Source organism: Halalkalibacter oceani (assembly GCF_023715705.1).
In the GTDB taxonomy this organism is placed as follows: Bacteria; Bacillota; Bacilli; order Bacillales; family Bacillaceae_D; genus Halalkalibacter; species Halalkalibacter oceani_A.
In genome coordinates, this window is sequence record NZ_JAMBOS010000024.1 from 44,521 (window position 1) to 65,383 (window position 20,863).

27 protein-coding genes, 1 tRNA gene and 1 pseudogene are annotated in these 20,863 nt (G+C 45.2%); 8 read left to right on the plus strand and 21 right to left on the minus strand.

Annotated features, from left to right (window positions below):
- Positions 1–9: 9 nt before the first annotated feature.
- The 5 genes from M3212_RS17310 to M3212_RS17330 all read right to left on the minus strand — a co-directional run bounded on the left by M3212_RS17310 (position 10) and on the right by M3212_RS17330 (position 2,930).
- On the minus strand, positions 10–360 hold the full coding sequence (locus M3212_RS17310; RefSeq protein WP_251195230.1) for a DUF2200 domain-containing protein: 351 nt from the start codon (positions 358–360) through the stop codon (positions 10–12).
- Between the two features lie 297 nt (positions 361–657).
- Positions 658–1,029 (minus strand): DUF1048 domain-containing protein, encoded by a 372-nt coding sequence (locus tag M3212_RS17315; RefSeq protein WP_251195231.1) that lies wholly within the window; start codon positions 1,027–1,029, stop codon positions 658–660.
- A 4-nt stretch (positions 1,030–1,033) separates the two neighbouring features.
- Positions 1,034–1,336, minus strand: a complete 303-nt coding sequence (locus tag M3212_RS17320; RefSeq protein WP_285874638.1) for a PadR family transcriptional regulator — start codon at positions 1,334–1,336, stop codon at positions 1,034–1,036.
- A gap of 431 nt (positions 1,337–1,767) precedes the next feature.
- A complete protein-coding gene (locus M3212_RS17325; protein ID WP_251195232.1) occupies positions 1,768–2,109 on the minus strand; it encodes a hypothetical protein in 342 nt (113 codons plus the stop codon).
- Between the two features lie 215 nt (positions 2,110–2,324).
- A complete protein-coding gene (locus M3212_RS17330; protein WP_251195233.1) occupies positions 2,325–2,930 on the minus strand; it encodes a TetR/AcrR family transcriptional regulator C-terminal domain-containing protein in 606 nt (201 codons plus the stop codon).
- A gap of 170 nt (positions 2,931–3,100) precedes the next feature.
- Here M3212_RS17330 and M3212_RS17335 point away from each other — a divergent pair, with 170 nt between their 5' ends.
- Positions 3,101–3,619 (plus strand): hypothetical protein, encoded by a 519-nt coding sequence (locus tag M3212_RS17335; protein WP_251195234.1) that lies wholly within the window; start codon positions 3,101–3,103, stop codon positions 3,617–3,619.
- A gap of 256 nt (positions 3,620–3,875) precedes the next feature.
- On the opposite strand, the gene M3212_RS17340 is transcribed toward M3212_RS17335, so the two are convergent.
- The 4 genes from M3212_RS17340 to M3212_RS17355 form a co-directional block, all read right to left on the minus strand.
- The gene (locus M3212_RS17340) at positions 3,876–4,688 is read right to left on the minus strand and encodes a CPBP family intramembrane glutamic endopeptidase (protein WP_251195235.1); all 813 of its coding nucleotides are present in this window, start codon (positions 4,686–4,688) and stop codon (positions 3,876–3,878) included.
- Between the two features lie 727 nt (positions 4,689–5,415).
- Complete coding sequence (locus M3212_RS17345) at positions 5,416–5,601, minus strand: hypothetical protein (protein WP_251195236.1); 186 nt, start codon at positions 5,599–5,601, stop codon at positions 5,416–5,418.
- 139 nt (positions 5,602–5,740) lie between these two features.
- Positions 5,741–5,813, minus strand: a tRNA-Ala gene (locus M3212_RS17350).
- 80 nt (positions 5,814–5,893) lie between these two features.
- Positions 5,894–6,052 (minus strand): hypothetical protein, encoded by a 159-nt coding sequence (locus tag M3212_RS17355; RefSeq protein WP_251195237.1) that lies wholly within the window; start codon positions 6,050–6,052, stop codon positions 5,894–5,896.
- Positions 6,053–6,161: 109 nt separating this feature from the next.
- Between M3212_RS17355 and M3212_RS17360 the strand changes: the two genes are divergently transcribed.
- Complete coding sequence (locus M3212_RS17360) at positions 6,162–7,178, plus strand: potassium channel family protein (RefSeq protein WP_251195238.1); 1,017 nt, start codon at positions 6,162–6,164, stop codon at positions 7,176–7,178.
- On the opposite strand, the gene M3212_RS17365 is transcribed toward M3212_RS17360, so the two are convergent.
- From M3212_RS17365 to M3212_RS17375, 3 genes are all read right to left on the minus strand, one after another.
- Entirely contained in the window at positions 7,162–7,584 is a 423-nt protein-coding gene (locus M3212_RS17365) for a YugN-like family protein (RefSeq protein WP_251195239.1), read from the minus strand. The genes M3212_RS17360 and M3212_RS17365 overlap by 17 nt on opposite strands.
- A gap of 111 nt (positions 7,585–7,695) precedes the next feature.
- Complete coding sequence (locus tag M3212_RS17370) at positions 7,696–9,042, minus strand: glucose-6-phosphate isomerase (RefSeq protein WP_251195240.1); 1,347 nt, start codon at positions 9,040–9,042, stop codon at positions 7,696–7,698.
- Positions 9,043–9,339: 297 nt separating this feature from the next.
- On the minus strand, positions 9,340–10,503 hold the full coding sequence (locus M3212_RS17375; RefSeq protein ID WP_251195241.1) for an iron-containing alcohol dehydrogenase: 1,164 nt from the start codon (positions 10,501–10,503) through the stop codon (positions 9,340–9,342).
- Between the two features lie 167 nt (positions 10,504–10,670).
- Here M3212_RS17375 and M3212_RS17380 point away from each other — a divergent pair, with 167 nt between their 5' ends.
- Positions 10,671–10,898 (plus strand): DUF378 domain-containing protein, encoded by a 228-nt coding sequence (locus M3212_RS17380; protein WP_251195242.1) that lies wholly within the window; start codon positions 10,671–10,673, stop codon positions 10,896–10,898.
- Between the two features lie 130 nt (positions 10,899–11,028).
- Here M3212_RS17380 and yugI read toward each other — a convergent pair whose 3' ends face one another.
- From yugI to M3212_RS17405, 5 genes are all read right to left on the minus strand, one after another.
- The gene (gene yugI / locus M3212_RS17385) at positions 11,029–11,454 is read right to left on the minus strand and encodes a S1 domain-containing post-transcriptional regulator GSP13 (RefSeq protein ID WP_251195243.1); all 426 of its coding nucleotides are present in this window, start codon (positions 11,452–11,454) and stop codon (positions 11,029–11,031) included.
- Positions 11,455–11,633: 179 nt separating this feature from the next.
- A complete protein-coding gene (locus M3212_RS17390; protein WP_251195244.1) occupies positions 11,634–12,767 on the minus strand; it encodes a DEAD/DEAH box helicase in 1,134 nt (377 codons plus the stop codon).
- A complete protein-coding gene (gene thiM / locus M3212_RS17395) occupies positions 12,760–13,572 on the minus strand; it encodes a hydroxyethylthiazole kinase (RefSeq protein ID WP_251195245.1) in 813 nt (270 codons plus the stop codon). Before thiM ends, M3212_RS17390 begins: the two co-directional genes overlap by 8 nt.
- A gap of 164 nt (positions 13,573–13,736) precedes the next feature.
- Positions 13,737–14,915 carry an aminotransferase gene (locus tag M3212_RS17400; RefSeq protein ID WP_285874625.1) on the minus strand — a complete coding sequence of 393 codons (1,179 nt, stop codon included), beginning with the start codon at positions 14,913–14,915 and terminating at the stop codon, positions 13,737–13,739.
- The gene (locus M3212_RS17405; RefSeq protein ID WP_251195246.1) at positions 14,915–15,409 is read right to left on the minus strand and encodes an Lrp/AsnC family transcriptional regulator; all 495 of its coding nucleotides are present in this window, start codon (positions 15,407–15,409) and stop codon (positions 14,915–14,917) included. Before M3212_RS17405 ends, M3212_RS17400 begins: the two co-directional genes overlap by 1 nt.
- 219 nt (positions 15,410–15,628) lie before the next feature.
- Between M3212_RS17405 and M3212_RS17410 the strand changes: the two genes are divergently transcribed.
- Complete coding sequence (locus M3212_RS17410; protein WP_251195247.1) at positions 15,629–16,189, plus strand: cysteine hydrolase family protein; 561 nt, start codon at positions 15,629–15,631, stop codon at positions 16,187–16,189.
- 267 nt (positions 16,190–16,456) lie between these two features.
- Here M3212_RS17410 and M3212_RS17415 read toward each other — a convergent pair whose 3' ends face one another.
- Positions 16,457–16,930, minus strand: coding sequence for an S-ribosylhomocysteine lyase (locus tag M3212_RS17415; RefSeq protein WP_251195248.1), 474 nt, complete (start codon positions 16,928–16,930; stop codon positions 16,457–16,459).
- 58 nt (positions 16,931–16,988) lie between these two features.
- Complete coding sequence (locus tag M3212_RS17420; protein ID WP_251195249.1) at positions 16,989–17,441, minus strand: hypothetical protein; 453 nt, start codon at positions 17,439–17,441, stop codon at positions 16,989–16,991.
- 179 nt (positions 17,442–17,620) lie between these two features.
- Here M3212_RS17420 and M3212_RS17425 point away from each other — a divergent pair, with 179 nt between their 5' ends.
- The 3 genes and pseudogenes from M3212_RS17425 to M3212_RS22315 form a co-directional block, all read left to right on the plus strand.
- The gene (locus tag M3212_RS17425) at positions 17,621–18,454 is read left to right on the plus strand and encodes a YihY/virulence factor BrkB family protein (RefSeq protein ID WP_251195250.1); all 834 of its coding nucleotides are present in this window, start codon (positions 17,621–17,623) and stop codon (positions 18,452–18,454) included.
- 76 nt (positions 18,455–18,530) lie between these two features.
- On the plus strand, positions 18,531–18,803 hold the full coding sequence (locus M3212_RS17430; RefSeq protein WP_251195251.1) for an HU family DNA-binding protein: 273 nt from the start codon (positions 18,531–18,533) through the stop codon (positions 18,801–18,803).
- A 385-nt stretch (positions 18,804–19,188) separates the two neighbouring features.
- A pseudogene (locus tag M3212_RS22315) lies at positions 19,189–19,461 on the plus strand (transposase); the annotation flags it as partial.
- A 299-nt stretch (positions 19,462–19,760) separates the two neighbouring features.
- On the opposite strand, the gene M3212_RS17435 reads toward M3212_RS22315, so the two are convergent.
- Positions 19,761–20,036, minus strand: coding sequence for a hypothetical protein (locus M3212_RS17435; RefSeq protein WP_434084060.1), 276 nt, complete (start codon positions 20,034–20,036; stop codon positions 19,761–19,763).
- 98 nt (positions 20,037–20,134) lie between these two features.
- Positions 20,135–20,383, minus strand: coding sequence for a hypothetical protein (locus tag M3212_RS17440; RefSeq protein ID WP_251195253.1), 249 nt, complete (start codon positions 20,381–20,383; stop codon positions 20,135–20,137).
- Between the two features lie 149 nt (positions 20,384–20,532).
- On the opposite strand from M3212_RS17440, the gene M3212_RS17445 reads away from it, so the two are divergent.
- Entirely contained in the window at positions 20,533–20,736 is a 204-nt protein-coding gene (locus M3212_RS17445) for a hypothetical protein (protein ID WP_251195254.1), read from the plus strand.
- Positions 20,737–20,863: the final 127 nt, after the last annotated feature.

Consider the following 20,863-nt stretch of genomic DNA (forward strand, 5'->3'; position numbering starts at 1 on the left):
TGTTTCCCCTTATGCCCGCAAAATCTTCTCCATTACTTTTCCCTTTGCCAGCTCATCGATCAGCTTATCCAAATAGCGGATTTCTTGCATCGTCGGTTCTTCGATAGTTTCCACTCGGACGCCGCAGACCACCCCTTTGATCAAAGCCCGGGAAGGGTTCATTTTGGGAGCTTCGGCGAAGAACGTCTCAAAGTCAGTTTGCGTTTCCAGTTGCCTTTCTAACTCTTCCTGACTGTACCCGGTCAACCAGCGGATAATTTCATCGACCTCTGACTTTGTCCGTCCTTTTCTCTCTGCCTTCGTAACATAATGGGGATAAACACTGGCGAAACTCATTGTATAAATCCGGTGTTTGGTCATGATGTACCTCGCTTATTATCGTTTTCCTTATCTTAACATGAAGACGAACCGGGCAACACCTGACTGTCGCTTCCAAAAGATGGATAAGATGCTTTCTTAATCCCTCAATTCGGCCTGTCTTACCAACTCACCCTCAATTTTTGAATCTGTTACTTACATAGCGTTTACCCAGCATCACATTAAAATTGCTGCCTATGGAATTAGTTAAGGTGACGCTTTTGGGAAGGAGCATTAGTTAACCTTCTTGTTGTATTTAATTGATTAATAATGAAGCTGAAAAGGTTGGGAAATTACCATTCACTTTGAGTCGATCTCTCTTCCGAGTTTTTTCAGGATGTCGCGATTCAAAGTCTCGCGCCAGTTTTCCGTGTATGTGTTGGCACTGCGCAAGAGTTCGTCGCAAAATGATGCAACATCTTCACCGGTTATTTCCAAAACATGCTTGCCGTCCGCCGCTCCTGCTTCAAACAGCTCGATCAGGTCATAGTGGATCTTCATCATGTCATAACCGGCTCCCGCCGCGAACATCCACATGTGACCTTGAATTTTCTTAAATACGTATTGATAATCTTTCGGCAGCGCCTCCACCCTTGCCATCTGTTGCTTATACTCACGCTTGCTCTCAAACATTTTTTTGATATTTAAATAATTGTCAAAAAATCCAGACATCCTCTTATTCCTCCCTTAATTGATTAATTTTCTCCGAGACAAACTCCCACTTTTTCCAGAACCTTTGCAACTCCTCGCGCCCCGCTTCGTTAAGCACAAAAAATTTTCGCGGCGGACCCATATCAGATGCCTTTTTGCTGACCTCTACCAACTTGTTTTTTTCAAGGCGGACCAGGATAGTGTAAACGGTCCCCTCAACCACATCTGTAAAGCCGAGAGCGTTTAACTTCCGGGTGATTTCATACCCATAAGTTTCTTGACGGCTTATAATTTCAAGGACGCATCCTTCAAGCACTCCCTTGAGCATCTCTGTCAGGTTTTCCAGTATACTCACCTCTTACTATTCTGTATAACTAATATTCAGTATTACTTACTACCACTACATAGTATTACAGAATAGCTATTTTGTAAACAGTATTTTAAAAAAACGGTCCTATCCCCGGGTCTCTTCCAACAGTCCATGTACAAAATGTGATCAATCCAATGAACTGATTTTCAAAAAACAGACTCCGGACCGGCTTTATATGCTTTGGGTCCCAAGCGAGCAAAAGGAAGACCGCTCCTTATGAGCAACCTTCCTCCTGCTGGCGATATAAAAATAAAAATGTCTGTTTTAGTTAAAAATCATCTTCCATTTCCCGTCTATCTCTTTTAGCTCTATTTTGGCATCAGCTAATTCCAATTGTCTTCCATATGTACTCATTACAATAGCCTTATCTAGTAAATCAGAATTTCCTTCTAAAATGTCGTGATAAAAAAATCTTGTAAGACGTAATAGTCACCGAAATCATGCTGTACTACGAAGTAATTCTCTATAGAAAAATCCTCTATCTGTTTTATAAAAACCTTATACGTATGCTTAGCAAAAATCGTATATAAGAAATAATAGGTTCCACTATCAGATTCAAGGTCTTGCAAAATGAGATGACGTCCTTTCTTGAGCATTTTCAGGATTAAGTGATGCTTCTCCATACTCATTTCAATACCTAGGTACGATAGCTCTTCCTCATTTTCCTCGTGAAAATCGTTTACAGTTAAACCGTTTAGAATATTATCGACGTTCGCCAATGTTACATGCATAGAAGTTATCCCCTTTTCAACAACATCTACAGGATCATGAGGTTAATGTCATTACCCTAAGAAAGTATGGATCAGCTTAAGGCAATTTTGAACAATCTTTTCCGGCGCTTTTTCATTAATAGGAAAGCCTCGTACGCTTAACATATGAAATTACATATATTTGGAATATACATCCCCCTGCAAAAAAATTAAAGTATCGCGTCATGACAATGGGGTCACTTCACCTTTCCCTTTAATCCAGTGATCATAACTTCCATCCCAAACTGAAATTCTTGATCCATGTCTGGAATGGTCAAGTTTATTGAAGGTGTCTCTAGAACGGGATTAGCGGACTCTTTATTAGCGATTTCTAAAAAACGGTACTCCTCTAGAATGAATGAAATCGTGTACGTGTTGAAGAACCATAGAGCTGAGAAAGCCTCTTTATGCCCCATACCTGCCTTCTTAAAGATATCATGCATCTGCTCAATTAATTGTATGCGATAAGGAGTAGTCGGAGCGGTTTCAGCTATAACAATGGCGGAATCTCGAATAGATAAAAGTTTGCCCCGCCATTCTTTCGCGAGCATCATTATTTGTTCATCCCAGTCTGCCTCTTTATCCGGAAGCTGAATGTTTTTACAAATTTCATCAGCCACCAATTCGAGCAATTCGTTTTTATTTTTTATGTGCCAGTATAATGAGGCGCTCTTAATTCCTAACCTTTCTGCAATATTTCTTATCGTGATGCTTTTATAACCTTCTGTCTGCAGGATCTCTAGTGCAACATGTACAATTTGGGACTTATCTAACAATTTATGATGTGCATCGTTATCCGTCATCAACTCTAAGCACCCCTTTCAATCAAATGTTATCCATTATTTTAGCCTATTTTTAGAAAAAGTTGAATTGTTACTTGACAGTGTATCATTTCCGAGATAACCTATCACTGATAGTTAAACTATCGTCGATAGGTTGGCTGTACATTTATATGAGGATAAGGAGAGAAAAGATGATGAAAAGTAATTTAACTTTTGTTGCATTAATTTGTTTGATCACGGTGATTGGTTTTGAACTGGGTGGAGCGATTTATGAAGGAGTCGTTGTTGCTTCCCAGTGGAGTACTTATCCACCAACATCCTTTGCCATTCTTCAAGGAGATTATGGGTTGCCTGTTGAGCACTATTGGATACCTCTGCACATGATGGCTCAAATCCTAATCATCGTTGTGTTGATCCTGTGCTGGAAGGCTAAAAGAGTGAGGAATACAGTACTTATGATTGTGGGTCTTTACTTAATACTCAGAATTCCTACTTTTTTGTACTTTATTCCAGAACTTAATGTGTTTTCAACGACCGATCCAACAGGGCCCTTTTCTCAAGAGTTGAAAGACCGGGCGGATCTATGGGCGAACCTTAGTACAGGTAGAACGATTATTATTGCCAGTATATATGTGCTTTGTTGGATATCTCTTGGTCGCTTTAGACAACACAATCAAAAAATCTTGATGGATGCACAGGTAAATGTCTAATCTTATCTCATTCAAGAGGGGATGCTATAAATTATTCAGACATTGATTTGGCTTTCCCCTTCTCTCCTAGCCTTGGCATTACAAAAAGACCATCTCATCGTTTTTTTTATCTAAGGAGTCAAGGGGATATCCAATTCTTTTGCGAATTTTCCGATGATGTTATTTCGATAATGCAGATCGCTGCGGTTGAATTGATCGCGTATCGCTCACCGACATCATTCGCCTTACTTCCATGATAACTATAAATTTTAACGCGTTATTCCGTGTCGACCTCTTTCCAATCCGGTTCCTTTCGAACAAAAAGCTTTAACGTCATAATTGCGAATGAAAAAGGGATGATTCCTAAAATAACGATTTCCATCAGTCCAGGTGTCGTCGATGTTAATTCTTGATTATGCGGGCCAAACAGTTGTTGCATAGTTTGAAAAGCAACATGAAGACCTACCGCACCCCAGACATTTTCCGTCATAACACGAACCATGCCGATGATAATACCAACAGCGAAAAAGAAGACCATGCGCTCCACACTTAGTGCGGCACCGATGCTTACCGCGAACAAGACAAATAGTAAACTCTGAACGCCAACCGCCTTCCACTTAGCAAGTGACGTATTTAAATTCCGATAAAAATAGCCCCGGAAAATAAGCTCCTCCGGCAAAGCCTCGTACATAAATACGAGGATGAGCAACGCAATGATAGTCAGTACTAATGAGCTAACCGAAACGTGGAACTGTATCTCTGTCCAATCAAACAAGACAAAAATAATGAGCGCGATCCCTGCTGGAATCAAGTAGCTGAGTCCTCCAAAAACAAACGGCTTCCAGCCCTCCTTGAACGACGTAAGCCGCAATCCTGCCCATGACCGTTTATCCACATATTTGCGTGCAAAAACAATTAAGGGCAATACGAGACTGAATATTAGTACTGCAGACAGTACATGGGTCGTCCGATCATATTCTCCCCCTGCGCCCATCCAAATACGTATGGCTTTGGATAGCCACCAAACCATACATGTGAGGACGAAAACAGTAACAATGCGCCAAACAGTTGGCAAACGTTGATTCGTCATATGTACACACGCTCCATTCTTTCTTACACTATTTCAAGTGATCTTACTTGATTGGTGTTATTCCACTATAAACGACATACACTCGCAATTGTAGTGACCTAAGTCACTGACCGAAAACATGGAAAGACTGACCCGGATAGATGGGTTTGATCGCCGCAGGGCTCCCACGATGACTCCAATCTGCTCTCCTTGTTCCAAGTCCCAATTCTAACCCGATCTCCATCACGCATGCCCTTTATTTCCCAATCAAAATCACTCTGATAAAACTGACAGCTTGGATCACTTCCCTCGAAATAAGTATGAGCCAGGTTAGCCTCTTCTCAGCCATTCCTGCTTTCCTAACACGATACTTTCGAACTAAATCACCGTTTGCTTTCAATGACCCCAATTTTCATTTTTTAATGAGCAGCCAAATCCTTCCCTGTAAACTGTCTTGGCTTTTCAACATCAAGCGGAATGCGTTTGGGTTTCGGAGATATGACCGGTTGCGGAACCGGATTTTACTTCATCACCAATTCAAAGATCACTCATTCGGGGTGGGATAAGGAGCCCGTCCTCTCGCTACCACAACATTTGACGTAGAACCTCTTTAAATAACAAAAAAACAACTCAGGCCCCCGCCTTAAGTTGTTTGATAAAATAAGTTACAAAACATTAGATTATTGGATACAATGCTCGTTTGATTACGGTTCCCGGATAGCAATACTGGGATTGCCTGAAATGCTCTTTACTCATTTCTTGCGAGTTTAAGGGCACGTTGTAAAAAATCCGCTTCAGACATTTCTCCTTCGATACTTTTTAAGATCATTTCTTCCCCACCCTCAGGTAAGTATTGACCTTCAATTTCTAGAGACGCTTTAGCATTGCGAAATGCATATTTCGTTTCTTCATTAATCATTGAAGTGATTGCCATAATGATCCCCTTCCTTCTAAGAGGTACTTACCTTTATTACACCCTAAAACTTACTGTTTTTACATAAGAAATGATAAGCTCACTCAACTCTTTACCTTTTTAAAAACAAAAAACGGCATCTCTGCCGTTTAAAAGTTGATGGAGCCAAGGGGGCTCGAACCCCTGACCTCTATGCTGCCAGCGTAGCGCTCTCCCAGCTGAGCTATGGCCCCGTATTTGGATTTGTATCGGACAACATCTAATTTACCTCTCTTCCGCAAAAAAGTCAAGCATAAATTAGATGGGAGGCTGATTAGAAAATCAGCTCCAGCACCCACCAGGCGACACCGGCTATGACGGCGACGATTAGGGAGCTCATGAGATTTTCCAGTGTTAGCTTGCGTTGCTTGACAATATCGAATATAAGCCAGCCGCAAAAGATAGCAAATGCAAAGACAATCGCAGAAACCAAGTCGCTCTCTCCTTTTTTCACTCATGCTATTTATCGTAACAGAGCGTGACTGATCCGGCAAGAGCTTGGCAATACTAGCTGACAGGAGAATTAGAAATGAGGAGACGTTATGCTACAGTGGTGGATGTTTCGAACATTAATGGGAAAGGTGCCGTTTCTCGTAAAATTACTATTGGCGATTCTTTCCATTGCCTGCCTGATCGGCGGAGTCGTTCATTTGCTTGAGCCGTTGAAGTTCCCAACCTGGTTTGATGGGATTTGGTGGGCATTGGTCACGGTGTCCACGGTCGGCTACGGTGATTTTGTACCGGTGACAATTGCCGGAAGAGCCTTGGCGATTTTGCTGATTTTCGTCGGGGTTGGGGTGATGACGTTACTTGTCACGACTCTTGCCTCCATCGCATTTTCAACAAATCAATCATTTCGTTATGGCGAGCTCGCTTTTTTGGGTGAGGGACATATTATCGTCATTGGCTGGAACGAGCGAAGCAAGCATACGATTGAAAATGTCCGGGAGGTTCAGCCGGGAACGCCGATCGTGCTGATTGACGAAACATTGACTGAAGCGCCTCCCGGCTATAAACAGCTTCACTTCGTCAAAGGCAACAGCAGTGAAGATGCTGTGCTGAAACAGGCCAATATCGGCCTCGCTCAAAGTGTGCTGATTACTGCCAAGCAGCAGGGAAATGAATTTACGGCTGACGCGCGGACGATCCTGACGACGCTGGCGGTCAAAAGCCAAAATCGTGATGTCTATACGATCGTCGAAATTTTGACGAAGGAACAATTAGAAAACGCCTATCGGGCCGGGGCTGATGAGTGCATTGAATCAACCACGCTGACAGGCGCTGTTCTCGTATCCAGCCTTCTCCATCACCATATGAGTGATGTTGTCGGCGATTTACTGAAATTTGATCAGATGAATCAATTATCGTTTCAGCCGGCTTCTGATGATCAGGTTGGCTATCGCTTCATTGACGTCTTGAAAGCGGGCTATGACGACGGTGAGCTACTGATTGGCCTTAAACGCCGGGAGCGTGTGCTGCTTCATCCGCCTGCCGAAACACTCGTCCAGGTTGACGACGAATTAATTATGATTATCCGGCGCCTTAATAAAGTAAGGTGAGCTCAAGCTCTTGAATAAGGTTCCGGGCCGTCGGCATAAATTTCGGATCAAGTGAAGCATCCTTATCCACCGGCTTCTGGAATTGATTGACAACGCTGTTGTACGACATTCGAAACAAGCCGTCGAACGGATCCGCATCCTCCTCCAGGTCCTCTTGATACTGATGATTGAGCAAGAACGGCTGCCCGAGTTCAACCGTCACGCCGCGCTGTTCCAATTCGCCGTCCACCGCCTTAAAGGGCACGCGTAAAAACGTGTAGCCATCCTGTTCATCAATTTTATAATCAAAGTAACCGTGATCATACTCCCAGCCGCCGCCTATGCGATAACCAAGCGGCTTAAGCTTTTCCTCCAGTACACTCAGCTTATATTGTTTCCCCTCGACAGAAGAAGGAAGTGCAAGCATCCGGCTTCACCCTTTCCAAGAAATTCACTCTTGGTCGTAGTGTAGCCTGCTCTTGCTGCTTTTATGTAAAGGAGAGTAAAATCGCCGGCAGCGGCTGTCTTGCAGGGTGTATTATTTTAACCTTGCCTCAAGCTCGGCTTTTTCTTTCTCGAAGCCGGGCTTTCCGAGCAGCGCAAACATATTTTTCTTATACGCCTCGACGCCGGGCTGGTCAAACGGATTAACGCCAAGCAGGTAGCCGCTTATTCCGCACGCCTTTTCAAAAAAGTAGACGAGATAGCCGAAATGGAATTCATTTAATTCCGGTATGTGGACAATCAAGTTAGGCACGCCGCCATCAGTATGAGCGAGCATCGTTCCTTCAAACGCCTTTTTATTGACGAAATCAATCGTTTCCCCGGCCAAATAATTTAAGCCGTCCAAATCGCTGTCCGTCGTCTCAATCGTCAGTTCCTCTCTGACTTTCCCAACATGCAGCACTGTTTCAAACAGGTCACGCCGCCCATCCTGAATATATTGGCCCATGGAATGAAGATCGGTCGAAAAATCGACCGCAGCCGGAAAGAGACCTTTGCCGTCCTTTCCTTCACTTTCGCCATACAGCTGCTTCCACCATTCACCGACAAAGTGCAGCGCAGGTTCATAATTGACCATTATTTCAATGCTCTTTCCTTTGTTATAGAAAATTTGCCGGATCGCGGCGTATTGATAAGCTTGATTTTTTACCAAATCAGGAGTCGCTAAATCTTCGCTTGCCTGACGTGCGCCATTCATCATCGCTTCAATATCAAGCCCGGCTGCAGCAATCGGCAAAAGCCCGACCGCCGTCAGCACGGAAAAGCGGCCGCCTACATCATCAGGGACAACAAAGGTCTGATAGCCTTCCTCATCGGCTAATGTTTTCAGGGCACCTTTTTTCCTGTCAGTCGTGGCGTAAATTCGCTTTCTTGCTTCCTCTCGTCCGTACTTCTGTTCAAGATATTGACGGAAAATCCGGAAAGCGATCGCCGGCTCGGTTGTCGTTCCCGATTTAGAAATCACATTGAGCGACACATCCTTTCCGTCAAGCAGCGTCAGCAAATCCTTGATGTACGTCGAGCTCATATTGTGACCGACGAAAAAGATTTGCGGTGCTTTACGCTCCTCTTTCCCGAGAAGATTGTAAAAAGAATGCTGCAAGGCTTCAATCGCAGCGCGCGCTCCTAAATAAGAGCCGCCAATTCCGATCACGAGCAGCACGTCCGAATCCGCCTTTATTTTCTCGGCCGCTGCCTGAATCCGGCTAAACTCTTCACGGTCATACGCTGACGGTAAATCAACCCAGCCAAGATACTCATGACCCGCTCCGGTCTTCTGATGAAGAGCCTCGTGAGCGGCTGTGACCGCGTTTTGCATGTACGTTAATTCATCCTGCTGAAAAAATGAAAGGGCTTTTGAATAATCAAACTGAAGTGTCATCGTTCCATCTCCTTTATCCAAACAAACATGAGGTCATCCCCACTTTAACGAATCCAGCCTAAAGAAGCAAGTTGTATATACAAGATTACCTGCATTCCTATTTGGGAAACCTCTTTGACATTCAAAAAAGCGGGATTGAGACAAAACTAGCTTTGTGCCTATTGGCAATCGCTTCACACTACAAGCCCGTTGTAAGAAACCCACTCGCAGTAAGGCTTTCAAAATCAGGCAGCGACCGCCCTCATTACGAAAAAGCCGTAGAAAAAGGGAAAATCAACCTTTTTCTACGGCTATGCCTTATAAAGCAGCTGTTAAAATATTCTCCACATCTGCCTGCGCTAACTTTTTGAAATTCCCGAACTCCCCGCGATTTGAGGCGATTTCAGCCATTCGCGTTACCTGGCTATCATCGATATCGTAATCAGCCAGCTTGTTTGGCGCACCGAGCGACGTCCAGAATTCAGTCAGGCGAGCGATGCCTTCCTTCGCAATGTCCTGATCACTTTTCCCTGCCGGATCAACGTTAAATACGCGGGTTGCCAGCTGAACATGGCGCTCGATCCGTTCGTCCAAGGTATAAGCAAGCCAGTGCGGAAATAAGATTGCCAGACCGCCGGCATGAGGGATATCATAAACCGCGGATACGGCATGCTCCATATTGTGGGTGGCCCAATCACCTTGCAGCCCCATTTGCGTAATCCCATTCAAGGCCATTGTTCCGCAATAAAGAATCGTTTCACGATGCTCTTCATTTTCTAAATCATCAAGCAGCTTTGGCGCTGTCTCGATTACTGTGAGTAAAATCGATTCCATAATCCGATCCTGCAACGGTGTATGATCCGCCTTGTGAAAATAAGCTTCAATCACATGGCTCATCATATCGACGATGCCGTAAACGGTTTGATCGCGCGGAACCGTTAGTGTATTTTTCGGATCTAGAATTGAAAAGGCCGGATAGGAATAGACGCTGTTCCAGCCAAGCTTTTGATTGATTTCCCAATTCGTGATCACTGAATTTGGATTCATTTCCGAACCTGTCGCCGCCAACGTTAAGATCGTCCCTAACGGCAATGCCCCTGTCGGCTTTTCCTTCTTCGTGATCACATCCCAAATGTCGCCGTCGAACTTGGCTCCTACCGCAATCGCCTTACTCGCATCAATGACGCTTCCTCCGCCAACAGCCAGAACAAGCTCAATATCATGCTCACGGCACAGGTCGATCCCTTTTTGAACAGTTGTCAAACGAGGGTTAGGTTCCACTCCGGCAAGTTCCACTACGGAAGCACCGATTGACTGAAGCTGGCCGATCACCTGATCATACAGCCCATTTCGTTTGATGCTGCCCCCGCCGTATACGAGCAGCACACGTTGCCCGTACTCTTGTACCTCCGCAGCCAATGCGCTGTTTTGTCCTTTGCCAAATATTAATTTTGTCGGATTGCGAAAAATGAATGGATTCATCATACCCCTCCTTGTTTATCGTCTCTTCTATTATTACCAATTGCTCAAAAAATGTAAACGATTGGCACTTACGATAGATGCATAATTGTTAAACTGTTATCTCATGCTATGGGTAAGACACAACCACAACTTGTTGTGTACATTCTTCGACAATGGAGGTGAATAAGTTGAGCGGTATTCAACGCACAGCGTTAGTATTAGCCATTATCGGCGCAATAAACTGGGGTCTGATTGGCTTCTTCCGCTTTGATTTAATTGCTGCAATCTTCGGTGGACAGGCAGCGGCATTTTCACGGGTCCTTTACGCAATTGTTGGTTTAGCTGGTCTCTATTGTATCTCTATTCTATTCAAGCCTGATGAAGAGCTTGAACGCGTTCCGGAAACCCAACGTTAAGTAGCCGGCAATGGATGATGCGCTGCCCGTCAGCCCGGAGCAAACCACTCCCGGACGATTTAAAATGGGCAGAGCAGTGCCGCACATTACGTAAAGAGGGTGTCCCGCTTGTGGGACACCCTCTTTTCTATTATTTTTTCGCGCGTTTGTTAAGGTCGGCTTGAATTTCATTTGATTGCTTCAACCATTCTTTAAGCTTATCCTCAAGTGTGTTAAAGCCCTGCTGCTGGCTCTTTTGTGGCTGTGGCTTACGTCCTCCCGGTGCGCCGCCCCCTGCGTTACGCGGCTTAGCCGGACGAGCCGGACGCTCAGGTGCCTCTTGTGTAGCGCGAATGGAAAGAGAGATCTTTCCTGAATCTTCCTCTACGTTCATAATTTTTACTTTTACTTCATCGCCAACTTTCAATACGTCGTTAATGTCCTTTACAAAACCATGAGCTACTTCTGAAATATGAACAAGCCCCTGCTTTTTGTCATCAATCGCTACGAAAGCACCGAACGGCTTAATGCCTGTAACCTTTCCTTCTACAATACTGCCTACTTCATAATTTGACATACACATACATCTCCTAAATAATTTTTAACCTTTTGATTTTAACACAGAAAGGTCCTTTACGCAAAAAACAGTTCCTTTTGAACAATTACCCGTTTTCCGGGAAAGAAAACAAGGGACAGACAAAAGGTTGTTTTTTCCTTTTGCCCAGCCCCTAAGCACGGTTTGAGGCGTTCAAAAACCTACCCCTTCAGCCGGCCGTGTGTCAGAACACGCTCCTGCAAAGTAAGCTTCAGATCCCGTTCATATTTTTCCAGCTTATATTCACTCGCCTTATCAATCAAGGTAATGACCGTGCCGGCTTTCCCCATTCTTCCAGTCCGTCCAGCACGGTGCAAATAGCTGTCAGGATGGGCGGGAGCGTCAACCTGGATCACATGGGTGATGTTCTCGACATCAAGTCCCCGTGCCGCGACATCCGTTGCCACGAGGATATGGATCTCTCCTTGTTTAAATTGCTGCAGCGCCTGCTTGCGCTCCTCTTTTGACTGTTCAGAGGAGAGAGCTAACGCCTTCACTCCTTTATAAGTAAACTTATCAACGGTCTCATAGACGGACTCCAGCTGATTGACGAAGACAAGTCCCTTCGTAATGTTTTCTGCGTGAATAATCCGTCTGGCGACATCAATTCGATCCCGCTTGTCCACTCTGACAAAGAGATGCTCAACTGATTCCGTCTGCAGCAGACCACCTTCGGCTTCGACCTGGATGACAAACGGAACGGCATCGGCGATCTGCGCCTGAAAATCGGTTGGAATCGTTGCTGAGACAAATAAAAACTGCGTATCACGGCCGGCGCGCTTGGCGATTTGCAGCGTCGCTTCCCAGGAGGGGCGCTCGGCGATCATCCGGTCTGCCTCATCAATCGCGACGACTTTCACTTCATGAACCTTCAGCTTCTTCATTTCAATTAATTCAAGCAGTCTGCCAGGTGTTCCGACCGCGATTTGCGGCTTTTGCTTTTTTAGACGTTCGACCTGGCGTTTAATATTCGCCCCGCCAATAAAGGAGCCGATTTGCAGCGGATAGTCGGCTGTCAGCTCCTTCGCCACTTCAACGATTTGCATCGCCAGCTCCTGTGTCGGTGCCAGTACAACTGCTTGCAGCCCCTTTTGCGCGGCGTCGATGTTGGCCAGCATCGGCAATAAGAATGCCAATGTTTTCCCGGTTCCTGTTTGTGAACGGGCAATGAGCGACTGACCGGCTAACGCCTCAGGCAGCATTTTTTGCTGAATATCGGTTGGCTCCGTGATCCCTTGCTTGGCTAAAGACTGCTGCAAGTAATCGGGTAATTGTTGAAAGATTGCATTACTCATTTCCTGTCCCCTCATTTCTGCCATTTTCCACACGGCGCAACTCATTTACTTTATCATCATTAAGCTGTGACAGCTGATCAAGAAACGACATTTGAAACGAACCGATCCCCTTTTCCGCTGTTTCGCGATACGCCAGCTCGGCAGCGATTCCGTAAAACGCCACCGCCTCAGTCGTCAGCTCAAACATCCGCTCACCGTCAAGCGCGCTAAAGGCGCCGATGACCGCACCGAGCAGACAGCCTGTCCCAACGATTTTCGTTAACCATGGATGACCGTTTGCCACCTTCAGCATTCGTGTTCCGTCCGTGATGACATCGACTTCCCCGGTGACAACGGCGACGCAGCCAAATTGCTTTGCTGCTTGATGGGCCACATCAGCCGCATCACCTGAAACTGCGCCGTCGACTCCTTTGACAGCGGCTTCCACGCCGACCAGGGAAGCGATTTCTCCACCATTTCCCCGCAGGACGTCGACCTTGACTTCGGCTAAAATTCTCAGGCTCATCTCCGTGCGAAACGTGGTTGCTCCAGCGCCGACAGGGTCAAGAATGACTGGTACCCCGGCTTGATTAGCAGCCTTACCCGCTTTGATCATGCTCTCAATCTGCTCTGCTGAAAGCGTGCCGATATTTAACAGCAGTGCTCCGGCGACGGCGGCAAAATCAGCGACTTCTTCCTGTGCGTACGCCATAACAGGGGAAGCGCCAATTGCCAGCAGTCCGTTCGCCGTAAAGTTCGTTACGACCGTGTTTGTCATGCAATGAACAAGGGGATTATGCTCCCTCATCTGCTCAAGTACTCTCATCTATTATTCACCCTCCATCTTCGGTATAAAAGTTCCAGTTATTGGTCAAACTGGTTAGTACCATCGTAATCCCCTACACATAAAGCAGGGTGACCCATCTTTGGAAGCTTGACTCGGTTAAAAAGTCAACTTCCTATGAGTCACCCTCTTTTTTTTGGCTAAGCTTACAATTTTTTCAGCAGGCTTCCGATTCTCTCAACAGCCACCTCTAAATTGTCCATCGAAGTAGCGTAGGAGCAACGAATATGTCCTTCACCGCCAGCACCGAATACATGCCCCGGGACAACGGCCACCCGTTCTTCCAGCAGGAGCTTCTCGGCAAACTGTTCAGAGGACAGACCCGTTGAAGCGATTGATGGAAAGGCATAAAACGCGCCGCCCGGTGTATGACAGCTTAAGCCGATCTCCGCAAAAGATTTCACGATAAAATTGCGCCGCTGTTTATACGACTGCCTCATCTTCTCGACGTCATCCATCCCGCTTTGCATCGCTTCAAGCGCTCCGTATTGGGCCATCGTCGGAGCACACATTAAGCTGTATTGATGGATTTTCAGCATCGCCGCGAGCAGGTCAGGCGGAGCTAATACATAGCCAAGGCGCCAGCCCGTCATCGCAAAAGCCTTCGAAAAGCCTGAAATTAAAATCGTCCGCTCTCTCATATTTGGTAATGATGCGAAGCTGACATGATCTTCATCATAGCTAAGCTCGGCATAAATTTCATCCGAAAAAACAAGTAGGTCGTAGCGTTCGACGATTTCGGCGATTTCTTTCATTTCCGCCGCATTCATCGTAGAACCGGTCGGATTATTTGGAAAACAAAGCATAATCGCTTTTGTTTTCGACGTAATCGCCGCCTCAATCAACGCCCCCGACGCTTTAAACTCATTATCACGATTCGTCCCGACAGGAACCGCTACGCCTCCGGCCATTTGCACGAGCGGGGCGTAGGAAACGAAGCTCGGCTCGACGACAATTACTTCATCGCCTTCATCGAGAATCGCGCGCATCCCGATATCAATCGCTTCACTTGCTCCGATCGTTACGAGAATTTCACTCTCCGGATCATAGCTGACGGAAAAACGGCGCTCCATGTAGAAGGCGATTTCTCTTCTCAGCTCAATCAGCCCGGCGTTGGCAGTGTAGGCGGTAAAACCGCGTTCAAGCGAGGAAATGCTTGCTTCCCTTACATTCCACGGCGTTACGAAATCGGGTTCTCCGACACCGAGCGAAATGATGTTATCCATTTTTGAAGCCAAATCAAAAAAGCGTCTAATCCCTGAGGGCTGGATCGACTGCACCCTTTTTGAAAGGCGGCTGTTCACTTTCGTTTGCGAGGGCGTCATCATGGCGTCACCACAATACGGTGATCTTCTTCTCCTTGCTCGAATACGACCCCATCATGCTTATATTTTTTCAATTGAAAATGAGTCGTCGTAGAGATGACCGTATCAATTGTTGACAGCTTCTCAGAAACGAAACGCGCGACTTGAGACATCGTCTTTCCTTCAATCACGACAGAAAGATCATACGCTCCGGACATTAAATAAAGAGCTTTCACTTCCGGGAAGCGGTAAATACGCTCCGCTACTTCATCAAAGCCTACCCCTCTTTGTGGCGTAACTTTGACATCAATAACGGCTGTCACGCTTTCCTGCTGTTCTACCTTACTCCAGTCAATTACCGCGGAATAGCTTAAAATGACCTTTTCTTCCTCAAGCTTCTTTAAAATCGCGCTGACCTCTTCCTCCGTTGCATCGACCATCTTTGCTAAAGTAGGCAAGGAGACGCGACCATTTTCTTCGATAATTTGCAATATTTCTATCTCTGTTCCCTTCATCCCTCATACTCCTTCCATCGAGGCTCACATTCATCTTTATTTTGTATTTTATTTATCATACCATATCAGGGATTCGAGCACGAATTGCTTTTCGATCTTTTTTAACTTCTTTCTTTAATCAGGAGGGTCAGGTTTTCTTTCTTTAAGGAGGGGAACGATATAGAAGAAAGCTCAGCCTCATCGATGAGTGAGTCAGAAAAAAATGGAGGTGAGGGTCTGATGGAGCAACCAGCTCGCTCACGCTATGCGTTGCTGATTATCGATATGATTAATGATCTTGAGTTCGAACATGGTCCCTGCTTATTCCCATATGCGTTTGAAGCGGCAAAACAAATCACCATCTTAAAAAAAAGGCTGAAGGCGATTGGGGTACCGATTATTTACGTCAATGATAATTATGGGAAATGGCAGTCCGATTTCCCCGGAATTGTCGACCATTGCATGAAAGAGGGGATGACCGGCAAGCCGATCGTCGAGCTGATCAAACCAGATGAAGACGATTATTTCGTCCTGAAGCCGAAGTTCTCCGGCTTTTTCGCGACACCATTGGAACTGCTGCTTACGCATTTAGAGGTCGATACGCTTATTATTACAGGCGTCGCCGGCAATATGTGTGTTCAGTTTACCGCCAATGACGCCTACATGCGTGACTATAAGCTCATTGTTCCGGCAGACTGTGTTGCGTCAAATACAGTCGACACCAATAACGAAGCGATTCATTTAATGCGCGACGTCCTGAAAGCAAATGTCTCCCCGGCAAAGGAGATTGACTTTGAATAAGAAAATCACTGTGCGATTTTCTTAGAAGCACTGTGCGGAGCCGTTACAACGGCCTTAGTTCTCCATGAACGTGAGGTTCTTTCATGGAGAGCGTAACGCGCGGAGCCAGTGCCTTCCTCGAATCTCCCCATAAATTTTTGTACTTTCTTTTGAACGCGCGGAACAAGTCGTTCTTCCTTTATAAAATCGCTGCCGGAAGAGATTAGACATTCGTAATAAAAAAATGGCTGAGCCGCCTTTTAGCAGCCCAACCACTTTTCATTTTACTTAGCCAAATACTTGCTCCAGCTCGGCCTTGTCCTGTTCAAGCCAAAAGCGCATCAGTCGCTTGGCTCCTTCAAGGTCATGGAGCTTCGCCTGCCCGCATTGCTTTTCCGTCGCTGCCGGAACTTCGTCCAGTTCAACCGAATAGGTCATCGTTTTTTCAAGCACGTCGATGATTTCTTTGACTGTTGGGGAACCGCTCATAATTAAGTAGAAGCCGGTTTGACAGCCCATCGGCGATAAATCAATGACATCAAAATGCTTGTAATCTTCCGCAAAACGGCGAATGTTAAGCGCAAGAAGATGCTCCATCGTATGGATCACATCCGGCTTCATCGCCTGTTTATTTGGCTGGCAAAAACGAATATCGAATTTATTAACTTCTCCATCTGTTCCGACGACATGCTTTCCGCAATGTCTTACATAGGGCGCCTTGACGATCGTATGATCGAGCTCGAAGCTTTCAACAGTTGGCATAATATGTTCAACTCCTTAAAATTGGCTAGTTTCATTATAACAGAATTCAGCCTGGCCTTCATCGTTTACCATCGACCTCCACCGGAAGCTGATGCTCAGCAGCAAACGCTCGAAGATGCCCGCTGAAATCGCTCGGCTGAAAGCGGTGAAGGCGCAAACGCATACCTTTTTTCACATAAATGAGGACGATCGTCCGCTCGCCGAGATGAATAAAATGCAGCTTCTCAATTTGTCCGGCCTGAACGATCCGCTGCTTCACCATCAGGCCGAGCAGACGAATCTCATACCGCAGTCCATCGTCTGACACATGGAGGCGGTAATTGGTCGTCATCGCGGCCACAAAGAAAAACAGCAGCACATAAGCGAGGTAGGAATAGTGGGATTCCCAGGCGTATGCGTACGTCAGCGTGACGATAAATAACAAAATCCAGAGAATCTTGCCTTCCTTCGCGTAATACGTCGCTTGCCCGCCCTCCTTGTCATCAGGCCGTTGTTGCGTCGTTTCGTTCATCATCATTTCTCCCTTCTTAGGACCGGTACAGCTTTTCCGTTTTCCATTATACATGAGATTCAAATTCGGGTAAGGTAGAATAAGAAAGAAGGTCGTTTCTTAAGAAAAACGCTAGTGTCCTTTCTCGTATCAACCGGCAATTTTTTTACTTTCTGATCTTTGGACAAAGGAGTTATGGAATGAGACAGTCACGTTTTTTTACGATATTCATTAAACAACTTAAAACAGATCCAATTCCCGACTGGGCAGCGACCCTCGCTTATTATTTCATGCTTTCGATTTTTCCACTGCTGATCTTCATGCTCGCCCTTATTCCCTATTTTAACTTGGACGGGGATATGATCGGTCAGCTCATTCACGATTATTTGCCGGCCGATTTAGCCGACTTAATTTTAACGACGATTCTTGAAGTCGTCAGCGAGCCGCAAGGAGGGTTATTATCTTTCGGGATTTTGGCGACAATCTGGTCAGCTTCCAACGGCGTCAATGCCTTGATCAGAGCTGTCAATCGCTCCTACAATATTGAGGAGACCCGCAATTTTTTTAAGCTGCGTATTCTTTCGATTTTTCTCACGCTCGGGATGATCATCGTCATCGTCGCCACCTTGCTGCTTCCTGTTTTCGGCAACGTGATTATCCGTTTTATTGAAACGTACTTCTTTCTGCCGGAGGAGACAGCCGTTCTGTTGAATATGCTGAGATGGGTAATCGGCATTGCCTTGATGACGTTCGTTTTAATGATTTTATATTGGGTGTCCCCCAACGTTCGTTTAAAATTCAGGGATGTGATCGTCGGGGCGCTTACTGCAACGGTCAGCTGGCAAATTATTTCCTTCGCCTTTTCTTCCTATGTCAGCAACTTCGGCAATTTCTCGGCGACGTATGGAAGTTTAGGAGGCGTGATTATTCTGATGCTCTGGTTTTTCCTGACCGGCTTAATTCTCGTCCTCGGCGGCGAGTTGAACGCATCGCTCTATTTGCAAAAAAAAGACAGAATTCCTCCACATAAATAATCTACCATGTATAAAGCAAATGATTTTGGACATAATGGTAGCAGATTGCTAGTTAAAGGAAATGGAGTTGATTAAGATGAATAAAACAGAACTCGTTCAGGCAGTAGCAGAACGCACGCAATTATCGAAGAAGGATGCGGGGAACGCTGTCAATGCAGTATTTGATTTAATTACAGAAACGATGTCTTCAGGAGATACCGTTCAACTAATTGGCTTCGGAAACTTCGAAGTACGCGAGCGCGCCGCCAGAAAAGGCCGCAACCCGCAAACTGGAGAAGAAATTGACATTGCAGCAACAAAGACACCGGCCTTTAAAGCTGGTAAACAGCTGAAAGAAGCTGTTAAATAACAAAAAAGCGAGGAGCTTCCTCGCTTTTTTGTTATTTGTCATGGGATCGTTACTTTTTTATCATTTTGTTAGCATGATATCCCGAAGTGATTTGATGTCTTTCCTTATGAGCCTAGTTGTCGGCCTCATTGTATTAGTTCTCCTCTTTCTCATTACCCATCTCTTTCAGCTTGAGTGGCTAAAAACGGCCAACTATTCAGTCTGTCGACAAAGTCGACAGGTTTTTTTGTTTAGTAGTCAGGGTTCGACGCTTCGACCTCGCTACCGGGATGGGGGGCACGCTTTCCGCAGGCGGGCGTTGAACTAACCGGCAAGCCGGTGGATTTCAACCTGCCCTTCCCTCCTGCAGGAGTCGGCCCTCCCATCCCGTCCGCTTTTTCTAGTGGGATACCGTGAGTACAGCTCCAATCCAAGTGTGTGTCAGAACTGTCCAGTGCTTTCTCAATGTACCAAAAACAAAGACCATAAGAAGCTGGTTTTACGCCACATTTGGCAGGATGCGTTTGACGAAGCTGAAGGGGCTCGAACAAAATTCCATGCAGGCGATGCTTTTGCTGCCTTGAATCTGAAAAAACTGGCGACATGGCTCTGGAGGAACACTAAACCGACAGTCCCATCTCAGGAAAACCATACAAAAAATGTAAAAACGGATTTGTGAGTCATATCCCAAAGCCGTTTTGTCTACGGTCTGTATTCCTTTGTTTATTTTCTTTCGTTAGTAGTGACCATCATTATTGTGGGATTTGTGAAAAAGCGAAGAAAGGAGTAGCTTCAGCAGCTTTTTTTCTTCGCGTTACGAAAAGGAAGTTTGGCAGTGGATTCTTCAGCCCAGCAGTGTTTTCAAGGTTGAGTTAGCGGCCTGTCTAATTTTATAATCCGGATCGTGTCCATACGCTCTGACGATTGGTTCAGCTATCTCCTTATATTTACGGCCCTCTGCTGTCGAAAATAGTTTGATCACATTTTCCACTTTACATTGCCATTATCGCTCTGCCGCCACTCTTCGATTTTCTGAAAAACGTGCTCCGGATAGCACCTTAATAAGCCGTCGACGAGAGCAAACGGCCCTACATTTTTTCGCACATAACGGCTGTCATCTGTCATGAGCTTCTCGATAAGGCTGAACATACGATCCGCATACTCTTCCTTTTTCGCTTTACTGACATATTTAATCGCCACCGCAACAGCTCTTCTAATATTTTCTGAGGGATGTTCAACCCACTCCTCATTCACATACTCGATAAAAGTCAAAAAAATCGCGCGAAAGTATTTTCGCTACAGCACCTGTTGTCCGCGATACGAAGTAATCGTTTATTTACTTTTTCTTTATCCTACGCATATGCCGAAGCGCATACATGCGCGGCAAGCTCTAATGAAGCGGGGGAATCCTGTTGATCGAGCGCCTCAGCATGCTTCATCCGCGCTTCATCATCATCTACTTGCAAAACTTGCTGTAAGACAAGCTCTTTATGTGCGCTGCTGGGCGTCCCTCTTGTCGCTCTTTCAAACTGGCGCAAATAGTCCAGTAAATCAGCCATATTCTTATTTTTGATGTCGCTTGCAAAGATTGCTTTATCCATTTCACTCTCCTGATTATTATGTCTCCAACTTAAATCTACCAATATACAAGAAGGAAATCAAAAGTATTTTTGGAAAAAATATTTAAAATCATCTATAAATATACCGATAATACAAATGAAGAGAAATTTCAATTATGGAGGTAGATTCAATGAAAAAAATTTTTTGTTTTTTAATTTTATTTATTTTCATTCCCAGTTTAGTGTTTGCAAACACTGAGATTTTAGAACAAGAAGAAGTACTCATCGACAAAGTTTCTTTGGAAAAGCTTAACAAAATTAATGGTGATGTAGGAGAAATTGTTGGCAATCTTGAAAAAATTGATCAGTCGCCTTTAGAAAAAAAGATTTATTAACAGTAGCATTGCATAAATAAATTCTACTAATGTCAAATCACTGTTTTTTGGTCACTTATATAAGTCTGAACATTCAGATTTTATGTTATTCAGGTCAAAGTGAAAAAAGGGCAACAGGTAAGTAAAT

Excerpts from the sequence above, each read along its gene's own strand:
- M3212_RS17405 (WP_251195246.1), bottom strand. The coding sequence starts at position 15,409 with ATGAAGGGAACAGAGATAGAAATATTGCAAATTATCGAAGAAAATGGT.
- M3212_RS17345 (WP_251195236.1), bottom strand. The coding sequence starts at position 5,601 with ATGGCAATCACTTCAATGATTAATGAAGAAACGAAATATGCATTTCGC.
- M3212_RS17410 (WP_251195247.1), top strand. The coding sequence starts at position 15,629 with ATGGAGCAACCAGCTCGCTCACGCTATGCGTTGCTGATTATCGATATG.
- M3212_RS17375 (WP_251195241.1), bottom strand. The coding sequence starts at position 10,503 with ATGAATCCATTCATTTTTCGCAATCCGACAAAATTAATATTTGGCAAA.
- M3212_RS17440 (WP_251195253.1), bottom strand. The coding sequence starts at position 20,383 with ATGGATAAAGCAATCTTTGCAAGCGACATCAAAAATAAGAATATGGCT.
- M3212_RS17400 (WP_285874625.1), bottom strand. The coding sequence starts at position 14,915 with ATGACGCCCTCGCAAACGAAAGTGAACAGCCGCCTTTCAAAAAGGGTG.
- M3212_RS17445 (WP_251195254.1), top strand. The coding sequence starts at position 20,533 with ATGAAAAAAATTTTTTGTTTTTTAATTTTATTTATTTTCATTCCCAGT.
- M3212_RS17430 (WP_251195251.1), top strand. The coding sequence starts at position 18,531 with ATGAATAAAACAGAACTCGTTCAGGCAGTAGCAGAACGCACGCAATTA.
- M3212_RS17370 (WP_251195240.1), bottom strand. The coding sequence starts at position 9,042 with ATGACACTTCAGTTTGATTATTCAAAAGCCCTTTCATTTTTTCAGCAG.
- M3212_RS17330 (WP_251195233.1), bottom strand. The coding sequence starts at position 2,930 with ATGACGGATAACGATGCACATCATAAATTGTTAGATAAGTCCCAAATT.
- M3212_RS17365 (WP_251195239.1), bottom strand. The coding sequence starts at position 7,584 with ATGCTTGCACTTCCTTCTTCTGTCGAGGGGAAACAATATAAGCTGAGT.
- M3212_RS17340 (WP_251195235.1), bottom strand. The coding sequence starts at position 4,688 with ATGACGAATCAACGTTTGCCAACTGTTTGGCGCATTGTTACTGTTTTC.
- M3212_RS17420 (WP_251195249.1), bottom strand. The coding sequence starts at position 17,441 with ATGAACGAAACGACGCAACAACGGCCTGATGACAAGGAGGGCGGGCAA.
- M3212_RS17325 (WP_251195232.1), bottom strand. The coding sequence starts at position 2,109 with ATGCATGTAACATTGGCGAACGTCGATAATATTCTAAACGGTTTAACT.
- M3212_RS17415 (WP_251195248.1), bottom strand. The coding sequence starts at position 16,930 with ATGCCAACTGTTGAAAGCTTCGAGCTCGATCATACGATCGTCAAGGCG.
- thiM (WP_251195245.1), bottom strand. The coding sequence starts at position 13,572 with ATGAGAGTACTTGAGCAGATGAGGGAGCATAATCCCCTTGTTCATTGC.
- M3212_RS17320 (WP_285874638.1), bottom strand. The coding sequence starts at position 1,336 with ATGCTCAAGGGAGTGCTTGAAGGATGCGTCCTTGAAATTATAAGCCGT.
- M3212_RS17425 (WP_251195250.1), top strand. The coding sequence starts at position 17,621 with ATGAGACAGTCACGTTTTTTTACGATATTCATTAAACAACTTAAAACA.
- M3212_RS17310 (WP_251195230.1), bottom strand. The coding sequence starts at position 360 with ATGACCAAACACCGGATTTATACAATGAGTTTCGCCAGTGTTTATCCC.
- M3212_RS17335 (WP_251195234.1), top strand. The coding sequence starts at position 3,101 with ATGATGAAAAGTAATTTAACTTTTGTTGCATTAATTTGTTTGATCACG.
- M3212_RS17360 (WP_251195238.1), top strand. The coding sequence starts at position 6,162 with ATGCTACAGTGGTGGATGTTTCGAACATTAATGGGAAAGGTGCCGTTT.
- M3212_RS17390 (WP_251195244.1), bottom strand. The coding sequence starts at position 12,767 with ATGAGTAATGCAATCTTTCAACAATTACCCGATTACTTGCAGCAGTCT.
- yugI (WP_251195243.1), bottom strand. The coding sequence starts at position 11,454 with ATGTCAAATTATGAAGTAGGCAGTATTGTAGAAGGAAAGGTTACAGGC.
- M3212_RS17315 (WP_251195231.1), bottom strand. The coding sequence starts at position 1,029 with ATGTCTGGATTTTTTGACAATTATTTAAATATCAAAAAAATGTTTGAG.